The organism is Paenibacillus sp. KACC 21273, assembly GCF_028736095.1.
Classification (GTDB): Bacteria; Bacillota; Bacilli; order Paenibacillales; family Paenibacillaceae; genus Saccharibacillus; species Saccharibacillus kyungheensis.
This window is the reverse complement of the sequence record NZ_CP117876.1, coordinates 4,767,079-4,783,827: the sequence shown is the minus strand read 5'-3', so window position 1 is coordinate 4,783,827 and position 16,749 is coordinate 4,767,079. Positions and strand designations below refer to the sequence as shown.

Below are 16,749 nucleotides of genomic sequence, written 5' to 3'. Positions count from 1 at the left end.
TTCCCTGATGATAGGAAAAGCTTCTTTTTGTGTATCTACAAATGCAGTATATAATGATTATACAAAGCTAGCTTGAAGCGCTGCACTTTTGCCTGCGTTATAACCTGTTGTAAAAGCAGCGGTAATATTATATCCACCGGTATAGCCGTGAATATCTAGCACTTCACCGCAAAAATATAGCCCATTCATCAGTTTGGATTCCATCGTTTTGGGATCAACTTCTTTTAGATTGACACCGCCACCTGTTACAAAAGCTTCTTTGATCGATAGTGTACCATGCATAGCGATTGGAAATGCTTTGATTAATTTAGCCATCTCCAACCATAATTGACGAGGAATATTATAGAATGTAATATCGTCAGCTAATCCTGATTTGCTCAAAATAATAGGAATCATCCGCTCGGGTAGATAGCCTTTGAGCACATTTTTGATCGCTTTTTTGGAATCGGTCTCTGCTAACGCCAATGTTTCTTGATATACTTCATCTACCGATTTAGCAGGAAATAAATCCAGTGTCACCATAATCGAAGTTACCGGGAATTTTTTGAGTGCTTTGACCACATATTGACTACATCTTAGAGCGGTAGGGCCGGATATCCCGAAATGGGTAAATATCATATCTCCATCATGATAGATCAACTTTTTGCCCTTCGGATTCCAGACGGTTAAGCCGATATCACGTAAAGATAATCCTTGTAATTCTTTGCTCTGAATAAAAGGTTCTGGTGAAGTCATCGGAACTTCAGTAGGATAGAGGTCAGTAATCGTATGACCTGCTTGTTCTGCCCAGGCATAACCATCGCCTTCAGAACCGGTCTGAGGTACAGACTTACCACCGACTGCAATAATAACTGCTTTACTTTTAAATACTTCACCAGAACGAAGCCGTACGCCAACCACTTGCCCTTGATCATATAGCACTTCATCCACAGGGCTATTGGTGCGAATATCGACTCCTTGTGAACGAACTTTGTTGACCAGAGCATCAACAACAGTTTTGGCTTTATCAGATACGGGAAACATTCTGCCGTTATCTTCTTCTTTAAGTTGAATACCCATATTTTCAAAAAAGCTCATAATATCACGGTTGCTAAAATTAGCGAGAGCACTGTATAAAAAACGTCCGTTACCCGGAATGTATTTGATCAAGTCGTCGATTTCTTTAGCGTTAGTGACATTACAACGTCCACCACCAGAAATACCGAGTTTGCGTCCTAATTTATTTCCTTTATCAACCAGTAATACCCGAGCACCATCTTCACTTGCTGCGACGCTTGCCATCAACCCGGCTGAACCGCCACCAATAACTATAATATCGTATATCAACATATATCTTTCCTTTGTATTAAAAATAGGAATCGACCCTTTGAATCTAAAAGAATCGTTCTTTTTCAATATACCACTAATGGGTGTAGGAAAGGGGTACAATTCATAAATAGTATTCAAAAATAATTAACGTAGCACTATTGTTTATAATAGTAGACATCAAGGGTATTGAGTATAGGATTTCAAAATCTTAGAGTAAGGTACTATATATTGTAATATGGTATCTGATATACTTTAATCGAAATAGGACAGTTGTAGAGGAGGGACACGTCATTATCATTGTCGTCAAGGAAATTCTGCTGCAAATGTTGGCTGTAGGATCTGCTGTTTTTTTCTTTTTGGGAGTAATTGAACGCAGTGGTTACGATTCCTTGCATAATGGGCGATTAGCATGGCGTGGGTATTCTCCTGTTGTCGTGTTTTCTTTCGCCATCAGTATAATGATCTGTTGGTTTTTCTCAATATATAGTGCATCTCCGTACGCTCTTCATATGGGCGTTGTTTCATTGATTGTAGGAGTGATGTATATAGGGCCTCTTCGAGGGATGGTATTGCTAGGTCTGGGTATTATTATGTATTTTTTATTTAATGACCGTTGGAATTGGTCGGGGTTACTTATTGATACAGGCTTATTGTTGTTTCCTTTTATCTGCATCTTTTCACTACGATTCCGCACAGCTACTTTAAAATCGAAACGATTGTTTGTTGCGATCTTGATTTTGTTGAGTGCTGTAATGTCTATGATTGTTTCGTTGTTAAATCAAAATACACAACCAATGAATACCGAACTTTGGATTATGGTATTGATGATTGTTTTGGCAGCATTGGGTGCAGGCGATTATTGCGTGCAAGCGATTGAACGTATTATAGAGAAGAAGCAATTGAACCGACAAATGCTTCGTTTATCGAATAAATTTATTACTGAAGCTGAAAAGTTACGTCAGATTATGAATGTAGCTCCTTTAATTATTACATCTTTAGATGAAGATGGACGAATCACGGCTATTAATGCAAGTGCTCTGCAATTGATAAAACGTTCAATTCCTGATCTTACATTAGAGTCTGCGATTGGCTTACATCTTACAGATTTAAAAAAAGAAGATATTACCCCAGGTCTGTACGAGATCATTATACTAATCAAGGCAGCACAATCCGGACAAGAAACGATTAACAAATTACTTCGTCTAGGGTATGGTTCATTTTATGTCAATATTGTACCGCTATTTACGCCTTCAGAAGAGTTATCCGGTGTGGTGATATTGAGTCAGGATACAACAGAGATCGAGCAATTACGCAATGAACTGAATCATGTAGAGCAATTAAGTCTAGTCGGCAAAATGGCGGCTAGTATTACACATGAAATTCGCAATCCTATGGCGGTCGTTCGAGGATTTTTGCAGTTGATGCAAGAAAAGAGTCCTCCTTCTCTAGATCATTATTATGTGATTGTGATGGATGAACTGGATCGAGCGAATAGTATTATTAACGATTTTTTATCATTAGCCCAAAATCGTGTAGTAGAGAAGCAAAGGATTCATTTACATTCTATTATAGAAGAGTTGCTTCCGTTATTATGGGCAGATGCGAATCTACGCGGACAAAGTATTGTATTCGTACAGGGTGCTAATATTCCGGAATTGAATTTGAATTCAAAAGAAATCAAGCAACTGATTCTGAATTTAGCACGTAATGGGATGGAAGCGATGGAGGATAAAGGTGAGTTAACGATAGAGACTCACAGTAACGGCAATGAAGTCACGATGAGTATTCAAGACACAGGGCCAGGTATTTCTCCAGATAAGTTAGAAAAGCTATTTGAGCCTTTTTATACTACCAAATCAAAAGGAACTGGTCTGGGATTATCGCTGTGCTTGAGTATTGTCGAACGTCATCATGGACGGATTCAGGTGGAATCGCAACAAGGGATCAAAACAACCTTTATCGTTACATTTGATTCTGCATACGATCAGATCGATTAAAGCCTATTTAAAACTTTCTTTACAGTATTGTCTTAACAAGTATTCGATTCTGTCTCTTGCTTTCATCACACATGACTGTATAATATAACTTAACGCTTATTAAAAGTAAGGAGTGAATAACAATGTCAATGTCTTTTGATCAATATATGAGAGATATGGTTCAACCGATGCGGGATGAACTTACTACACTAGGTATTACGGAGCTTCGTACTCCAGAAGAAGTAGAAGCACATCTTCCTGATCAAAAAGGAACAACACTGGTTGTCGTGAACTCAGTATGCGGATGCGCAGCAGGTCAATGTCGTCCAGGCGTTGCTCAAGCCCTACAAAATGAATTGAAACCGGATCATTTGTATACGGTATTTGCAGGACAAGATAAAGAAGCAACAGCTAAAGCACGCGAATATTTCGCACCGTTCCCACCGTCTTCGCCTTCGATTGCTTTGATGAAAGATGGAGAATTAGTCCACTTTATCGAGCGTCACCAGATTGAAAACAACTCGGCAGAAGATATTGCTTATGCATTGAATGATGCATTTGAAAAATATTGCCTGTAATCTAACCGCATGGTTTATATAAACATCATCAAATGTCCTGCTTTTTTCGGCAAAGCTGAAAATTGCGGGACGTTTGTTTTTTTTCGCTGATATGAATAGAATGGAATGGGTAAACATGTAGTACAGAATAAATAAAGGAGTGGAAATGAAGATGAGTATACAACAGCAAATTATTGATGATTTACGCGTTCAACCAACGATTGAACCGGATGCAGAGATTCGCAAGCGTGTTGATTTTCTCAAATCCTATATTCAAAAATCAGGTACACAAGGTCTACTGATTGCGATTAGTGGTGGAATTGACAGTGCTGTTGCGGCGGGTCTGTGCAAACAAGCGACTGATGAACTGAGCGAGTCTACAGGTAAAAAATACATGACACTTGGTGTATATCAACCTTATGGACAACAATCAGATATCGCTGATAGTTATGCAGTTGCTGAAGCATTCAAGCTTGAGCACACTGTCGAAACTGATGTACAAAGTGGTGTAGATGCGATTACAGATCTAGTGAATAAAGTATTGCCTAGTATCGATATCCAAGATCCAATCACTCCACAAGCTAAAGGAAATATCAAAGCAAGAACACGTATGGTCACTCAATATGCACTGGCAAATGAATTGAATTTGTTAGTAGTAGGAACCGATCATGCTTCTGAAGCAATCACAGGCTTTTTCACTAAATATGGTGATGGCGCTGTAGATATTACGCCGCTAAGTACACTAAACAAACGTCAAGTTCGTCAGTTAGCTACACATATGGCTGTTCCACAATCGATTCTGGATAAAGCTCCTTCTGCTGGATTATGGGAAGATCAGACAGATGAAGACGAATTAGGTATTACGTATAACGATAACAGCGACTATCTAGAAGGCAAAACAATAGACCCAGTAGCAGCAGAGCGTCTTGAAAGTTATTACAAACGCACTGCACACAAACGTGATCCGATTCCAGGTATCTAAATCACTATCGGTACACTATCAAGCCCGAACATAATTACGAATTTTTTTATACACACGAAAAACAGCGTTCTTTTAACCGTAGCAAAAGGTTGAAAGAGCGCTGTTTATATTTTGATTTATTATAGAAAATACAGATGTTTCATATAGATTAATCCAACCGACTACCGATCACGCTACGAATAAATGTACTGCTTGCTTCGATGGCTTGATCCAGTTGAGGAGAAGAATCAACAAAAGGATGAACCGTATTAAACATATGGTTGCCACCTTCAATAGCAACATAATTAATCGAAGGATTGGCATTCAATAAAGCTTGTGATCCTTCAAGAAGATGCGGATGATCTTCTGTGCCTTGCACGAGCATAATCGGCAAAGCCGCTTCAGTGATACGATGAAGTAGATCGTATTGTTCACGATGTTGCTCGATATCATCAATAATGCTACGATCCAGAGGCATCTGCTGACCTGTGCGTGCATTCGTAATATAGCTTCTACCGGTCGTCACCATTTCTTTTTTCTGTTCAGTAGTGAACAGGCTAGGTAGATCACTGATCCCATTCCATGATAATACACCTGCAATCTGATCTGGATGATCCAGTGCATGAATAAGGCTGGTTCCACCTCCACGACTATGTCCTAGCACAAATAGTGGCAATTCTTGATATTCAGGTTGTTCTTTTATATAATTCGTCACGTTCGATAAATCTTCCAGTTCAAAACCATACGTATTATGAGCAAATAATTCAAGCTCGGTAAATTCTTCTGGCTGTTCGCCAATACCGTTATGTGAAAAGTTAAATGTAATCACATCGCCGATACTGCTTAATTGCTGAGCAACATAAGGGAACATCCCCCAATCTTTGAATCCTTTATACCCATGAGCGATGATTATGACTGCTCGTACTTCATGTTTAGCAGGGTAGCGAGTACAACGAATGACTGCCCCGTCTGCTCCGGGGATTGTAAATGAATTAGACATCATCATTACCTCCTTCTAAATACTACTTACCCAAAGTGCTTGATACTCAAAGCGCGACCTCTATAGATTAAAAATGATTGGTATTCGCAAAATATCTTACAGTAGTGCTTGGCAGTCAAAGTGTGAGCAATGGTACAATAGAAGTATGCGAAATTAGAATGTGCAGGAGGTACGTATTTTGATTTATGGTATAGGACACGATGTTCTTGAAATCAAACGGGTGACTACGATTATGAATGGCTCACACGGGCAAAGATTTATCGATCGTATTCTCACACCGGCTGAACGTGAGATTGCTCAGACCAAAGGAGCCAAATTATATGAATTTGTAGCTGGTCGGTTTGCTCTTAAAGAAGCTATTTCTAAAGCATTCGGCTGTGGAATTGGCGCAATATTGAGTTTTATTGATATCGAGATTGTACCGGATGCTTCAGGCAAGCCTACTGTAACCTTATCAGCTCAAGCATGGGAGCGATTAGGATTGCAATACCAAGCTGAATATTACCAGATGCATGTAAGTATTTCTCATCAGACAGAACTTGCTTCTGCATTTGCGGTGATTGAAAAAATAGAATTTATACATTAAATAATATATTGCATCAGATGAACAACACGATTCTACATCATATCCGGTCGAAAAGATATTCGATCACTGAAGGAGAGTATTATGTCTAATCTAGCATTACAGCAAGAAGCCAAAACGTATTTTAGTCGTGAATTGTTAGTATGGTACGACGAGCATAAGCGTGATTTACCATGGAGACGAAGCCGTAACCCTTACCATATCTGGATATCTGAAATTATGTTACAACAGACGCGTGTCGATACGGTTATTCCTTATTTTACTCGCTTTGTTGAAAAATTTCCTACGGTAGAAGCATTAGCAACTGCACCGGAAGAAGAAGTGCTCAAAAGCTGGGAAGGACTCGGTTATTACTCGCGCGCACGCAATCTACAAGCAGCAGCGCAACAAGTAGTAGAGCGTCATGAAGGCATTGTACCGAATACACCGGAAGAAATATCTTCACTCAAAGGAATAGGGCCTTACACAGCAGGTGCAGTACTTAGTATTGCTTACGGTGTACCTGTTCCAGCAGTTGATGGAAATGTAATGCGTGTATTATCCAGATATTTCTGCTTGGAAGATGATATTGCCAAAGGACCAACCAGAGTCAAAATGGAAGTGTTAGCCAAAGAGTTAATTCCACGTGGACGTGCTTCTGATTTCAATCAGGCATTAATGGAATTAGGTGCTATGGTATGTACGCCCAAATCACCTGGCTGTCTAACCTGTCCGGTTATGAAGCATTGCGAAGGTCGAATGAATGGGATGGAACTTATTTTGCCGATCAAAACCAAATCCAAACCACCACGTCCTGAACATCGTTTGCTTGCTCTGATCGAAGGTACAGGCGAACGTGCAGGTCAGGTATTGATTCGCCAGCGCCCGGCTACCGGATTACTTGCACGGATGTGGGAATTGCCTCATATTCTTGCTGATGATTCCAAAAAAGCAGGTGCAGGTGCAAATTTGCCAGATGCAGAAGCGATGAAGCGTTTGACTAATGGTATTCATAATGAAGGCGTAGATATTCAACCGTTAGAACCATGGATTACCGAAGAGCATACATTTAGCCATATCCATTGGACGATGCGTGTATTCCGCTGTCATGAAGCTGGAGTGCAGGCTACAGGGCAATATTCACAAGATACAGAGAATGATACAAGTTCTATGACACAGCCGTTAGAAGCGTCTCAAGGAGCTTTGAAAGATATCGATCCATTGGAATATGAACAAGCTACATTAGAACTCAAATTATCAGGTTCTACACCGGGTAGCTTACAGAAGATCAAAGAACAACTTCAGCTGGATGATACATTGATTGTAGAGCATCAAGATGCAGTTGCTGAACATCCTGAAGTGTATCAAGCGGTTCCAAGTACTTTAGTTGGAGAAGCTTTTGCTTACGATTATCGCTGGATTACAGCAGAAGATATGAAAAATTATGCTTTTCCCAATCTATTCCTCAAAATTCTGCAACAGCATTTTGCCAAGTAAAAAAAGGAGCGGTATAGCCATGATATCGTTAGAGGAAAGTGAACAATCGTTAACCGAGCAAGAATGGCAGACTTTTGCTCAAAAGATAGAATATCCGTTACCAGAGTCATTCAAAGACTTTTATCTACAACATAATGGCGGTTATTTAGAAACGTTATTTATAGATGGAGAAGAATACGCTCCGTTGATTCATGGATTTATGCCGATTACACATGGTTCACTAACGATTGAGCAATCGATGATCGATATGCAGTATGCGTGGGATATATTGCAGGAAGTCTGTATTCCATTTGCTTCGGATCCTGGAGGGAATAGCTTTCTATTACGCATTGAACCTCAACATTACGGAGAAGTTGTGGTCTGGTTAGAAGAAGATAAGTCGATTATTGCTTTTCGAGATTCTTTTACCGAGTTGCTAGAAGATCTGCCTTATTATTAAGCTTGATGATTAGGAATTGAGTAGACTATCCATATAACAACAAAAGATAGCGTACAATATAGTGGCTATATGTACGCTATCTTTGTTGTGAATAGAATAGCAATAAATTGAAAGTTTTATCATGAGTGATCTTTTATAGTAAAAAGACATCTCTCTATCAAAGAGTAAAAAGTAGAAAAAGAAATACATAGTGCTCAGAGAGATAAGTGATATTTTGGAGAAGATGGAGGCGCAAGATTATGAATCCCAAAGAGTTAGGTGCTTTACTGTTATTGGGTGCACTATGGGGAGCATCCTTTTTATTTATTCGTGTAGCGGCTCCTGTATTAGGACCGATCTGGCTTATTGATCTACGGGTATTGATTGCAGGGATCGTATTGCTGATCTATGCACTAATAGTACGCAAACTTCCTCATTTCAAAAGCCAATGGAAATCATATCTGATGTTAGGCTTACTGAATGCATTGATTCCATTTGTCTTGATCGCGTATTCAGCGATTCATCTCAATGCGTCATTAACAGCGATCTTGAATGCCACTACACCTCTATTTACAGCAATTGTTGCTCGCTTTTGGCTCGGTGAATTGTTATCAGTTCGCAAAGTAATCGGTATTCTAGTCGGGCTTACAGGTGTATGTATTCTGATGGGTTGGAGTTCAGTTCCATTCACTGTAGAAGTCTGGTTATCTATTGGAGCTTCGTTAATGGCGGCTTTATTTTATGGTATTGGTGGAGTCTATACTAAGCGTACTTTTACCGGTACACCTCCGCTTGCTTTATCAATTGGACAGCAATTGAGTGCAGGGCTTATTTTAATTCCGTTTAGCGTAGTTAGTGTACCGACAGCGCCTATTTCTTTGACCGTGATACTAGCGGTATTGGGATTGGCGGTATTATCAACTTCGATAGGATATTTATTATACTTTTATCTAGTAGAACGTGTAGGTCCGACCAAAACGGTGAGTGTGACGTTCTTAGTGCCATTATTCGGTATTTTATGGGGCGTATTGTTATTAAATGAACAGATAACAGTAGGAACGATTATAGGATTGCTGGTGATTTTGGCAGGTATTATTTTAATGAACGGTATTCAAAAGCAGAAGAAAATCATATAAATCAAAAAAGACCTCATTGATTAATACTAATCAAGAGGTCTTTTTTTGAAATGCTTATATTGTCAAAAGATAAATTCTTATTTTGCAGCAGCGTAACGTTTGTTAACTGCATCCCAGTTGATTACATTCCAGAAAGCTGCAATGTAGTCAGGGCGTTTGTTTTGATATTTAAGGTAGTATGCATGTTCCCATACATCAATACCAAGCAATGGAGTAGCACCTTCCATAACCGGGCTATCTTGGTTAGGAGTACTTGTTACTGCCAATTTGCCATCTTTAACAACTAGCCAAGCCCAACCGCTACCAAAACGAGTAGTTGCTGCTTTAGCGAAGTCTTCTTTGAATTTCTCAAAGCCACCTAGTTCGCTATCGATTGCTGCTGCGATATCACCAGTAGGTGCGCCGCCAGCGTCAGGTCCGATAATTTCCCAGAAAAGACTGTGGTTGTAGTGTCCGCCACCGTGGTTACGAACTGCTGTACGAATACCTTCAGGTACGCTGTCCAGGTTGCTGATCAATTCTTCCAAGCTTTTGCCTTGCAATTCAGGAGCACTTTCCAAAGCGGTATTCAGACTAGTTACATATGTGTTGTGATGACGGTCATGGTGAATCATCATCGTTTGTTCGTCGATGTGTGGTTCCAGAGCGTTGTTAGGGTACGGTAATGCTGGTAATTCGAATGCCATTGTAAAATACCTCCCAGAATTTAGAATTCAGAAACGAAAGATAGCAGATAGAATAAGAAAAAATAATTCAACTTACTGATCACTGCTAAAAACCGTTCCCTATGTAAATAAACATATTACACTCTTTATTAAACCGTATATTTTTGATTAAATCAACTTTTATGTTTAGAAAGTTGATGTGGAGCGGGTTGAGAGCGATTTATTTTATTTTGCTAACCTACAATCATGATCTATAAAAGAGTCGAAAATACACGAAATATGACAAAAAGTATAGTTAGGTTGCTTAGGTAGTGGTATACTAGATCTTGTGCTGCATATAACTTGAATTTGAGAGATAATAATTTGTATGAATATTTATAAGCGTTTATCTATAAATATGTTTGTACATCCTTTGATTACCAAATTATGTTTAAGTTGGAATCGATAGGTGAAATACAGAGTAATTAAGCGCTTTCAAAAGAAAAATGGTGTAATCTGGCGAAAAATGTGGTTTAATTATCGGTGAGGTTATATTCTGCACATTTTTGCAGTTTTTTGTTGTCTTTTGGTCTATTTGCATTATTAGGATTTTATACAATCCTTTACTGTTGGACGCATCGCTTCTATAAGCGAGTGTGCTTCTTTTTGTTTTTTTATAAGGGTGTACTTAATCAAGCTGATGAAAAGGGAGTTTGGAGTATGAATGTTCGTTCCTTTAAATTAAGTGATTTGAGTCTCGTTACAGAACTTTTGAAGGTAGCTTTATCTGAAGAATGTTACGAGAACACGATGGGACCATTCGCCACACAATTATCATGGGATTCCGAGCTAATCGTAGTAGCGGAACAAGGCGAAGAAATTGTAGGTCTGTTAATCGGTACAATCGATCGGAATTTTGGTTGTTATTACCGCATCGCTGTACATCCTGATGTTAGACGCAGAGGTGTAGGTACAGCACTTGTCAAAGCTATGGAACAACGTTTTGAGCAACGCAATGTCAGTGGAATTATGGTCGCTGGCGATGAGCACAACAATGCTGTATTACCACTTTACGAAGCAATGGGATATGGAGAAAATAAAGTCTTGAAGACTTTTGACAAACTCAGTATCGTTGCTGTTCATGCGTAAAGCTTAGAGAGAAGAATTTTATGTAATATCCACATATGAGCACATCTTGCCCTCCGAAACACGGATGGGAATAAAGATGTGCTTTTCTATATTTAGGGAAAATGTAAGGTATAATAAACATAGAACAAGATAAGATTTTAAATGAGGTGTATTATGTATTGGCGGGAATGGCTCAAGACGATGGTCTGGGCATTAATCATACTCGGAATGTTAAATATGTGGGTATTCAATATTTCAACAGTCAAAGGACAATCGATGCAACCTACACTTGTTCAGCAAGAACGGTTGTTTATCAATAAATTTATTTATAAATTTCATCCACCTGCGCGTGGAGATGTGATTATTTTGCATGATCCGGTACTCAGTGCACAGCCTACATCGAAATTATTAGTGAAACGAGTAATAGCGATCGGTGGAGATCGTATTGAGATACGTAATCATGAAGTCTATATCAATCAGATCAAGCAACAGGAGCCTTATATTGATACAGTCATAGGCGATGTAGATCGGGCACCTATCATTGTGCCGGAAGGGCAATATTATGTTATGGGCGATAATCGTCATCAAGGAATGAGCAAAGATAGTCGTATTTTTGGTACGATATCATTGAAGCAAATTGTCGGAAGGGCAGATTTTGTAATATGGCCGTTATCCAAAACGGCACTGTTATAGAGAGTACTAGAGGAGGTGACAGTGTATGACGCAGCAAGAAGTATTACAACAATCAACAACTAGATGGGAACAGCTCAAGCTTGAAATCAAGCAGGCTGCGCCATCGCTGGGCATAGATGATGTAGGCTTTACGACCGCCGATCCTTTTTTGTATCTAAAAGGAGTTCTGGAAGAGCATCGTCGTAAAGGGCATGAGTCTGGATTTGAAGAACCGGATATCGAGAAACGCATTAACCCCAGCTTAGCATTAGATGGAGCGAAGTCGATTATAGCGATCTCTGTCACATACCATTCCAAAATGGAAAATCCACCAAAGTCAGAACCTGGAAAATATCGAGGTATTATGGCACGTTCGGCTTGGGGAAAAGATTACCATTATGTGCTTCGTGATCGGATGCAGCGGTTAGAAGATTTTATTCGTGAAAAAGTACCGGAAGCTCGCATCGAAAGTATGGTGGACACCGGTGTGCTATCAGATCGAGCAGTCGCTCAGCGTGCAGGGATCGGCTTTTACGGTAAAAATTGTGCGGTGATCTCGCCTACATTGGGCTCATGGATATTCCTCGGTGATATGATTACCGATATTCCTTTTCCACCGGATACCCCGGTAACCGAAGATTGTGGTACATGCACCAAATGTATCGATGCTTGTCCAACAGGAGCACTGGTGGGGCCCGGACAATTGAACTCACAAATCTGCGTTTCTTTTTTAACACAGACCAAAGGAATGTTGTCGGATGAACATATGCGCAAAATTGGCAACCGATTGTACGGGTGTGATACCTGTCAGATCGTTTGTCCCAAAAATAAAGGCAAGAACTGGAACCATCAAGAAGAACTTCGTCCTGATCCAGAAAAAGCCAAACCGTTATTATTACCGATGCTTGATCTGAGCAATCGTGAATTCAAAGAACAATTTGGTGATACCTCAGCCGCATGGCGTGGCAAAAAGCCGATTCAACGGAATGTTGTAATTGCACTTGGTAATTTCCGTGACAAATCCTCTGTTCCCAAATTAACAGAATTACTGCATCGTGATCCTAGACCGGAGCTTAGAGGAACTATCGCATGGGCACTCAGCCGAATTGGTGGCGAAGATGCGTTACAAGCTGTTACTCATGCGCTAATCAAAGAAGTAGACCCGGAAGTGACAGAACGCTTGATTACTGCTAAAGAAATATTGGAAGGAGAGATGGTCTAGTGTTGTCTTTATACTACGATGAAATTCAAGCGCCTACAGGTGTAATTACGATCACTACATCACTAAAAGGGATCTGTCGTTTAGATTTTAAATCTTATGCCGATAATAAAGATAAGATGAAAGTCTGGGCAAATCGTTGGTATGGAGAACATCAGTATATTCACTCGCCTTTTCATTTACAGACAGCAGTTGAGCAGTTGAACGAATATTTCGCTGAAAAGCGACAGGTGTTTGATCTGTCGTTTGATTTACAAGGTACAGCGTTTCAACGTTCAGTATGGGAAGGATTGTTAACTATCCCTTATGGAAAGGTTGTTTCTTATAAATGGATAGCAGAGCAGATCGGTCATCCTACAGCAGTGCGAGCAGTAGGCGGAGCTAACAATCGCAATCCGATTCCGCTGATTATTCCATGTCATCGTGTGATTGGAATGAACGGACAAATGGTCGGCTATGGTAGTGGTCTGCCACTTAAAGAATGGTTGCTCAGTCTGGAAGGATATCATATTGAACCTGTACTATTCTAATGAAATAGAGCTCATATCCTAATATCGGTAAAGGAGACTTCCCATGAGGTACGTAAACATCGATAAAGTAGAGACAGGGCAATATTTAGGGAAAGCGATCTATTCAGGCAATGGAGCGATTCTGTTGTCTGCTGGCGTACAACTGACCGTCTATATGATCAATACGCTCAATCGTATCGGAGTCACTATGTTGTATATTCAAGATGAGAACTTTGCAGATGTAGAAATGGAAGAAGTACTCAGTGAAGCAACCAAACAGATGATGATTCGTGAAATGAGTGATACGTTCGATGCTGTTCGTTCTGGCAAAGAATGGAGCCCTAACAAAGTTAGATTTAGTATAGAACAATTGCTTGAAGATATTACCGGGATGCGTGAAGTCCAGATTCAATTAACCGATATCAAAACACGTGATAATGTGCAGTATGTTCATGCGATGAATGTCTGCTTATTATCAGCAATGATCGGTATGAATATGGGATTGAATCAGCATCAATTGAAAGATTTGGCAACAGGTGCACTATTGCATGATGTAGGCAAATTTTCCAATGTAGCTGAAGATGATCTGAATATCGATTCTAAAAATCATCATACCTGGCGCGGATTCGAATGGATCAAAACCAAACGGGAATTCAATCTGATGATCGCTCATATTGCACTTCAACATCATGAACGAATCGATGGTACAGGCAAGCCACGCGGACTGAATGAAGAAGAGATTCATATGTATGCTCGAATCGTAGCGACAGCAAATATATATGATAATCTGATCACGTCCAAAGAAAATGGCGGGCAGGGATTGCTACCACATCAAGCATGTGAAGAAATGATGGCTCAATCTGATCGGATGTTGGATCATGATGTGCTAGTCGAATTTACACGTATTATCTCGGTATATCCTAATGGTACAGGTGTCCGCTTATCCAATAAAGAAACCGGTGTGATTGTAAGACAGCATCGCGGATTACCGGGTCGTCCGGTTGTACGCATTGTTAGTGGTAGTGGCAGCGATCTGGATGTGAAAGAAATTGATCTAGCCAATGCTACAACAACATTTATTGAAGCTGTAATGATGTAGCAAATAACGATTGAAAATGTTTGCTAAGCCGATAACGGAAATGTTATGATAAATGCTGTTCCTGCCTTTTATGGTAAAGGGAGTAGTGTACCCTTTGAGAAGGAACTTTACACTATAATTCATCTACAGGGGTGGCAGTTATGACGTGGTTAAACTGGGTCATTCCAATCGTGACTTTAATTGTCGGTCTGATTGGCGGCTTTTTTATTGGTGCATATTATTTGCGCAAACAGATGGAAAAAATGCAAAACGATCCAGCAGCTTTGCAAAAAATGGCGAAGCAAATGGGTTACAACCTGAATGGTAAGCAGATGCAACAAGCACAACAAATGATGAAAAACAATACACAAGGTGGCAAAGCGCCTAAAGCTAAAATGCCTCCTATGGGTCGCGGCAATACAGGTAAACGTAGAAGATAGTAAGCCGTATCACAGGGATTAGGTCCATAAAGACCTTGTAATGGAAAAAGGAGGTCACTATGGCTGGTATCAAAGATTATACCAATCTTGAAGTCGGTGAGAACCGCGCACAGATTGAAGACCATATCCGTCAGATTTTGAAATTGATCGGAGAAGATACAGAACGTGAAGGGTTGCTTGATACACCTGCACGTGTCACTCGTATGTATGAAGAAATTTTTGCCGGTTATAGCGTAGATCCTAGAGAAGCGCTTGGTGTGACGTTTAACGAAAATCATGAAGAAATGGTTATCGTAAAAGACATTGTGTACTACAGCCAATGCGAACATCATATGGCTCCTTTTTTCGGCAAAGTTCATATTGGTTATGTGCCAAGTGGCAAGATCGCTGGCTTGAGCAAATTCGCTCGTCTGGTCGAAGCAGTAAGTCGTCGTCTCCAAGTACAAGAACGTATTACTTCGCAAATCGCTGATATATTGGTTGAAGTACTTGACCCTACAGGCGTTATGGTTGTGGTTGAAGGCGAACATCTATGCATGTGTGCACGAGGTGTCAAAAAGCCGGGCAGCAAAACAATCACTTCCGCAGTTCGTGGTGGATTCCGTACAGACGCTCCATTACGTGCTGAGTTTTTATCGTTGATTAAAGACTAAATGATCATTCAAAAATGGTGGGGATTATGCCAAATGGCATCGTTCCTGCCATTTTTTTATGTGGAGAGCATACATAAACTGTTATAATATAATCATCAGGATCGACGAAATGAAGCGGAGGAATTATGGTGTCAGCAGAAAATCATCATCGACTTGCTATCCCTACATTAGTAGATCGCCCGATAGGTTTAGAACATGCGGTATGGGTAGAGCGACCATTGGTAGAGCAAGGAGAGTCAATATTAGCACCGTTAGCATGGGAAGAATTGATGTGTCGTCAAGTGGGACAAGGGCATGCTCCTGTAGTTCATATCTGGAGACATACCGATGGAATGGCAATCGGTCTACGGGATCGGCGATTGACCTATGCGACCCAAGCGATGGAGCAATTCCGTCAAAAAGGGACATCGGTCTGTGTACGTCCTTCCGGTGGAGCGGCTGTGCCACTACATCCAGGGATTGTGAATTTATCAATTATTTTGCCTAATCCGAAGCGTGATATTAGTATTCATCGTGATTTTCGCTTTATGGCGGATTGGATCAGTAGAGCAGTTGATCCATGGAACGATCAGTCGTATGTAGGAGAGATTGAAGGAGCTTTTTGCCCGGGAGATTATGATGTCAGTATTGCTGGACGCAAATTCTGCGGAATTGCTCAGCGTAGACAAGCCAAAGCGTATATTATTACGGCTTTTATTATTGTAGAAGGCAGTGGAAACGAATTATCAGCGGGTATTCGAAGCTTTTATGATCAGGCAGTCGGAGAGCAAGATAAAGGATATCCTGTAGTACAGCAAGGTACGATGGGAAGTCTGGCTGAATTAGCACAGGTACCGGATGTGGCATCGTATACAAAGCAATTACAATATATATTAAGTCAAGGTCAGTCGATTCAGACGATAGATGAGCAAGAGCTATTTACCAAAGAAGAGATTCAGCAGATGGAAGCTTACTTGATAGAGAGATATGATAACTAATCAAAGATAGTACA

16 protein-coding genes and 1 pseudogene are annotated in these 16,749 nt (G+C 40.2%); 14 read left to right on the top strand and 3 right to left on the bottom strand.

The window, feature by feature from the left end:
* Positions 1–57: 57 nt before the first annotated feature.
* A complete protein-coding gene (locus tag PQ460_RS20975) occupies positions 58–1,326 on the bottom strand; it encodes a BaiN/RdsA family NAD(P)/FAD-dependent oxidoreductase (RefSeq protein WP_273616222.1) in 1,269 nt (422 codons plus the stop codon).
* A gap of 305 nt (positions 1,327–1,631) precedes the next feature.
* Between PQ460_RS20975 and PQ460_RS20970 the strand changes: the two genes are divergently transcribed.
* The 3 genes from PQ460_RS20970 (at position 1,632) to nadE (ending at position 4,823) form a co-directional block, all read left to right on the top strand.
* Complete coding sequence (locus tag PQ460_RS20970; RefSeq protein ID WP_274171054.1) at positions 1,632–3,305, top strand: two-component system sensor histidine kinase NtrB; 1,674 nt, start codon at positions 1,632–1,634, stop codon at positions 3,303–3,305.
* A gap of 122 nt (positions 3,306–3,427) precedes the next feature.
* A complete protein-coding gene (locus PQ460_RS20965) occupies positions 3,428–3,862 on the top strand; it encodes a BrxA/BrxB family bacilliredoxin (protein WP_069329441.1) in 435 nt (144 codons plus the stop codon).
* 151 nt (positions 3,863–4,013) lie between these two features.
* Positions 4,014–4,823, top strand: a complete 810-nt coding sequence (nadE, locus tag PQ460_RS20960; protein ID WP_137224941.1) for an ammonia-dependent NAD(+) synthetase — start codon at positions 4,014–4,016, stop codon at positions 4,821–4,823.
* Positions 4,824–4,971: 148 nt separating this feature from the next.
* On the opposite strand, the gene PQ460_RS20955 is transcribed toward nadE, so the two are convergent.
* Positions 4,972–5,802, bottom strand: coding sequence for an alpha/beta hydrolase family protein (locus PQ460_RS20955; protein WP_273614765.1), 831 nt, complete (start codon positions 5,800–5,802; stop codon positions 4,972–4,974).
* A 178-nt stretch (positions 5,803–5,980) separates the two neighbouring features.
* On the opposite strand from PQ460_RS20955, the gene acpS reads away from it, so the two are divergent.
* The 4 genes from acpS to PQ460_RS20935 all read left to right on the top strand — a co-directional run bounded on the left by acpS (position 5,981) and on the right by PQ460_RS20935 (position 9,415).
* The gene (gene acpS / locus PQ460_RS20950; protein WP_274171053.1) at positions 5,981–6,388 is read left to right on the top strand and encodes a holo-ACP synthase; all 408 of its coding nucleotides are present in this window, start codon (positions 5,981–5,983) and stop codon (positions 6,386–6,388) included.
* An 81-nt stretch (positions 6,389–6,469) separates the two neighbouring features.
* Positions 6,470–7,861, top strand: coding sequence for an A/G-specific adenine glycosylase (gene mutY, locus PQ460_RS20945; RefSeq protein ID WP_274171052.1), 1,392 nt, complete (start codon positions 6,470–6,472; stop codon positions 7,859–7,861).
* A gap of 19 nt (positions 7,862–7,880) precedes the next feature.
* Positions 7,881–8,300, top strand: coding sequence for an SMI1/KNR4 family protein (locus PQ460_RS20940; RefSeq protein ID WP_273614768.1), 420 nt, complete (start codon positions 7,881–7,883; stop codon positions 8,298–8,300).
* Positions 8,301–8,539: 239 nt separating this feature from the next.
* Positions 8,540–9,415 (top strand): DMT family transporter, encoded by an 876-nt coding sequence (locus PQ460_RS20935; RefSeq protein ID WP_273614769.1) that lies wholly within the window; start codon positions 8,540–8,542, stop codon positions 9,413–9,415.
* Between the two features lie 77 nt (positions 9,416–9,492).
* Here the strand turns inward: PQ460_RS20935 and PQ460_RS20930 are convergent, their stop codons facing one another.
* Positions 9,493–10,101 carry a superoxide dismutase gene (locus PQ460_RS20930; protein WP_273614770.1) on the bottom strand — a complete coding sequence of 203 codons (609 nt, stop codon included), beginning with the start codon at positions 10,099–10,101 and terminating at the stop codon, positions 9,493–9,495.
* A 678-nt stretch (positions 10,102–10,779) separates the two neighbouring features.
* On the opposite strand from PQ460_RS20930, the gene PQ460_RS20925 reads away from it, so the two are divergent.
* The 7 genes and pseudogenes from PQ460_RS20925 (at position 10,780) to PQ460_RS20895 (ending at position 16,735) form a co-directional block, all read left to right on the top strand.
* Positions 10,780–11,208, top strand: coding sequence for a GNAT family N-acetyltransferase (locus PQ460_RS20925; protein ID WP_273614771.1), 429 nt, complete (start codon positions 10,780–10,782; stop codon positions 11,206–11,208).
* A gap of 153 nt (positions 11,209–11,361) precedes the next feature.
* On the top strand, positions 11,362–11,880 hold the full coding sequence (gene lepB, locus PQ460_RS20920) for a signal peptidase I (protein ID WP_274171051.1): 519 nt from the start codon (positions 11,362–11,364) through the stop codon (positions 11,878–11,880).
* A 25-nt stretch (positions 11,881–11,905) separates the two neighbouring features.
* A pseudogene (gene queG / locus PQ460_RS20915) lies at positions 11,906–13,608 on the top strand (tRNA epoxyqueuosine(34) reductase QueG).
* Between the two features lie 43 nt (positions 13,609–13,651).
* On the top strand, positions 13,652–14,686 hold the full coding sequence (locus tag PQ460_RS20910; protein ID WP_274171049.1) for an HD-GYP domain-containing protein: 1,035 nt from the start codon (positions 13,652–13,654) through the stop codon (positions 14,684–14,686).
* Between the two features lie 140 nt (positions 14,687–14,826).
* Entirely contained in the window at positions 14,827–15,105 is a 279-nt protein-coding gene (locus PQ460_RS20905) for a YneF family protein (RefSeq protein ID WP_204826593.1), read from the top strand.
* Between the two features lie 59 nt (positions 15,106–15,164).
* Complete coding sequence (folE, locus tag PQ460_RS20900) at positions 15,165–15,758, top strand: GTP cyclohydrolase I FolE (protein WP_273614774.1); 594 nt, start codon at positions 15,165–15,167, stop codon at positions 15,756–15,758.
* A 125-nt stretch (positions 15,759–15,883) separates the two neighbouring features.
* Positions 15,884–16,735: a lipoate--protein ligase family protein gene (locus PQ460_RS20895; protein WP_443147175.1), complete on the top strand. Its 852-nt coding sequence runs from the start codon at positions 15,884–15,886 to the stop codon at positions 16,733–16,735.
* Positions 16,736–16,749: the final 14 nt, after the last annotated feature.

Coding starts and splice junctions, on each gene's coding strand:
- PQ460_RS20970 (WP_274171054.1), top strand. CDS start 1,632: ATGTTGGCTGTAGGATCTGCTGTTTTTTTCTTTTTGGGAGTAATTGAA.
- mutY (WP_274171052.1), top strand. CDS start 6,470: ATGTCTAATCTAGCATTACAGCAAGAAGCCAAAACGTATTTTAGTCGT.
- PQ460_RS20935 (WP_273614769.1), top strand. CDS start 8,540: ATGAATCCCAAAGAGTTAGGTGCTTTACTGTTATTGGGTGCACTATGG.
- PQ460_RS20965 (WP_069329441.1), top strand. CDS start 3,428: ATGTCAATGTCTTTTGATCAATATATGAGAGATATGGTTCAACCGATG.
- PQ460_RS20940 (WP_273614768.1), top strand. CDS start 7,881: ATGATATCGTTAGAGGAAAGTGAACAATCGTTAACCGAGCAAGAATGG.
- PQ460_RS20910 (WP_274171049.1), top strand. CDS start 13,652: ATGAGGTACGTAAACATCGATAAAGTAGAGACAGGGCAATATTTAGGG.
- PQ460_RS20905 (WP_204826593.1), top strand. CDS start 14,827: ATGACGTGGTTAAACTGGGTCATTCCAATCGTGACTTTAATTGTCGGT.
- lepB (WP_274171051.1), top strand. CDS start 11,362: ATGTATTGGCGGGAATGGCTCAAGACGATGGTCTGGGCATTAATCATA.
- PQ460_RS20895 (WP_443147175.1), top strand. CDS start 15,884: ATGGTGTCAGCAGAAAATCATCATCGACTTGCTATCCCTACATTAGTA.
- folE (WP_273614774.1), top strand. CDS start 15,165: ATGGCTGGTATCAAAGATTATACCAATCTTGAAGTCGGTGAGAACCGC.
- PQ460_RS20925 (WP_273614771.1), top strand. CDS start 10,780: ATGAATGTTCGTTCCTTTAAATTAAGTGATTTGAGTCTCGTTACAGAA.
- nadE (WP_137224941.1), top strand. CDS start 4,014: ATGAGTATACAACAGCAAATTATTGATGATTTACGCGTTCAACCAACG.
- PQ460_RS20955 (WP_273614765.1), bottom strand. CDS start 5,802: ATGTCTAATTCATTTACAATCCCCGGAGCAGACGGGGCAGTCATTCGT.
- PQ460_RS20930 (WP_273614770.1), bottom strand. CDS start 10,101: ATGGCATTCGAATTACCAGCATTACCGTACCCTAACAACGCTCTGGAA.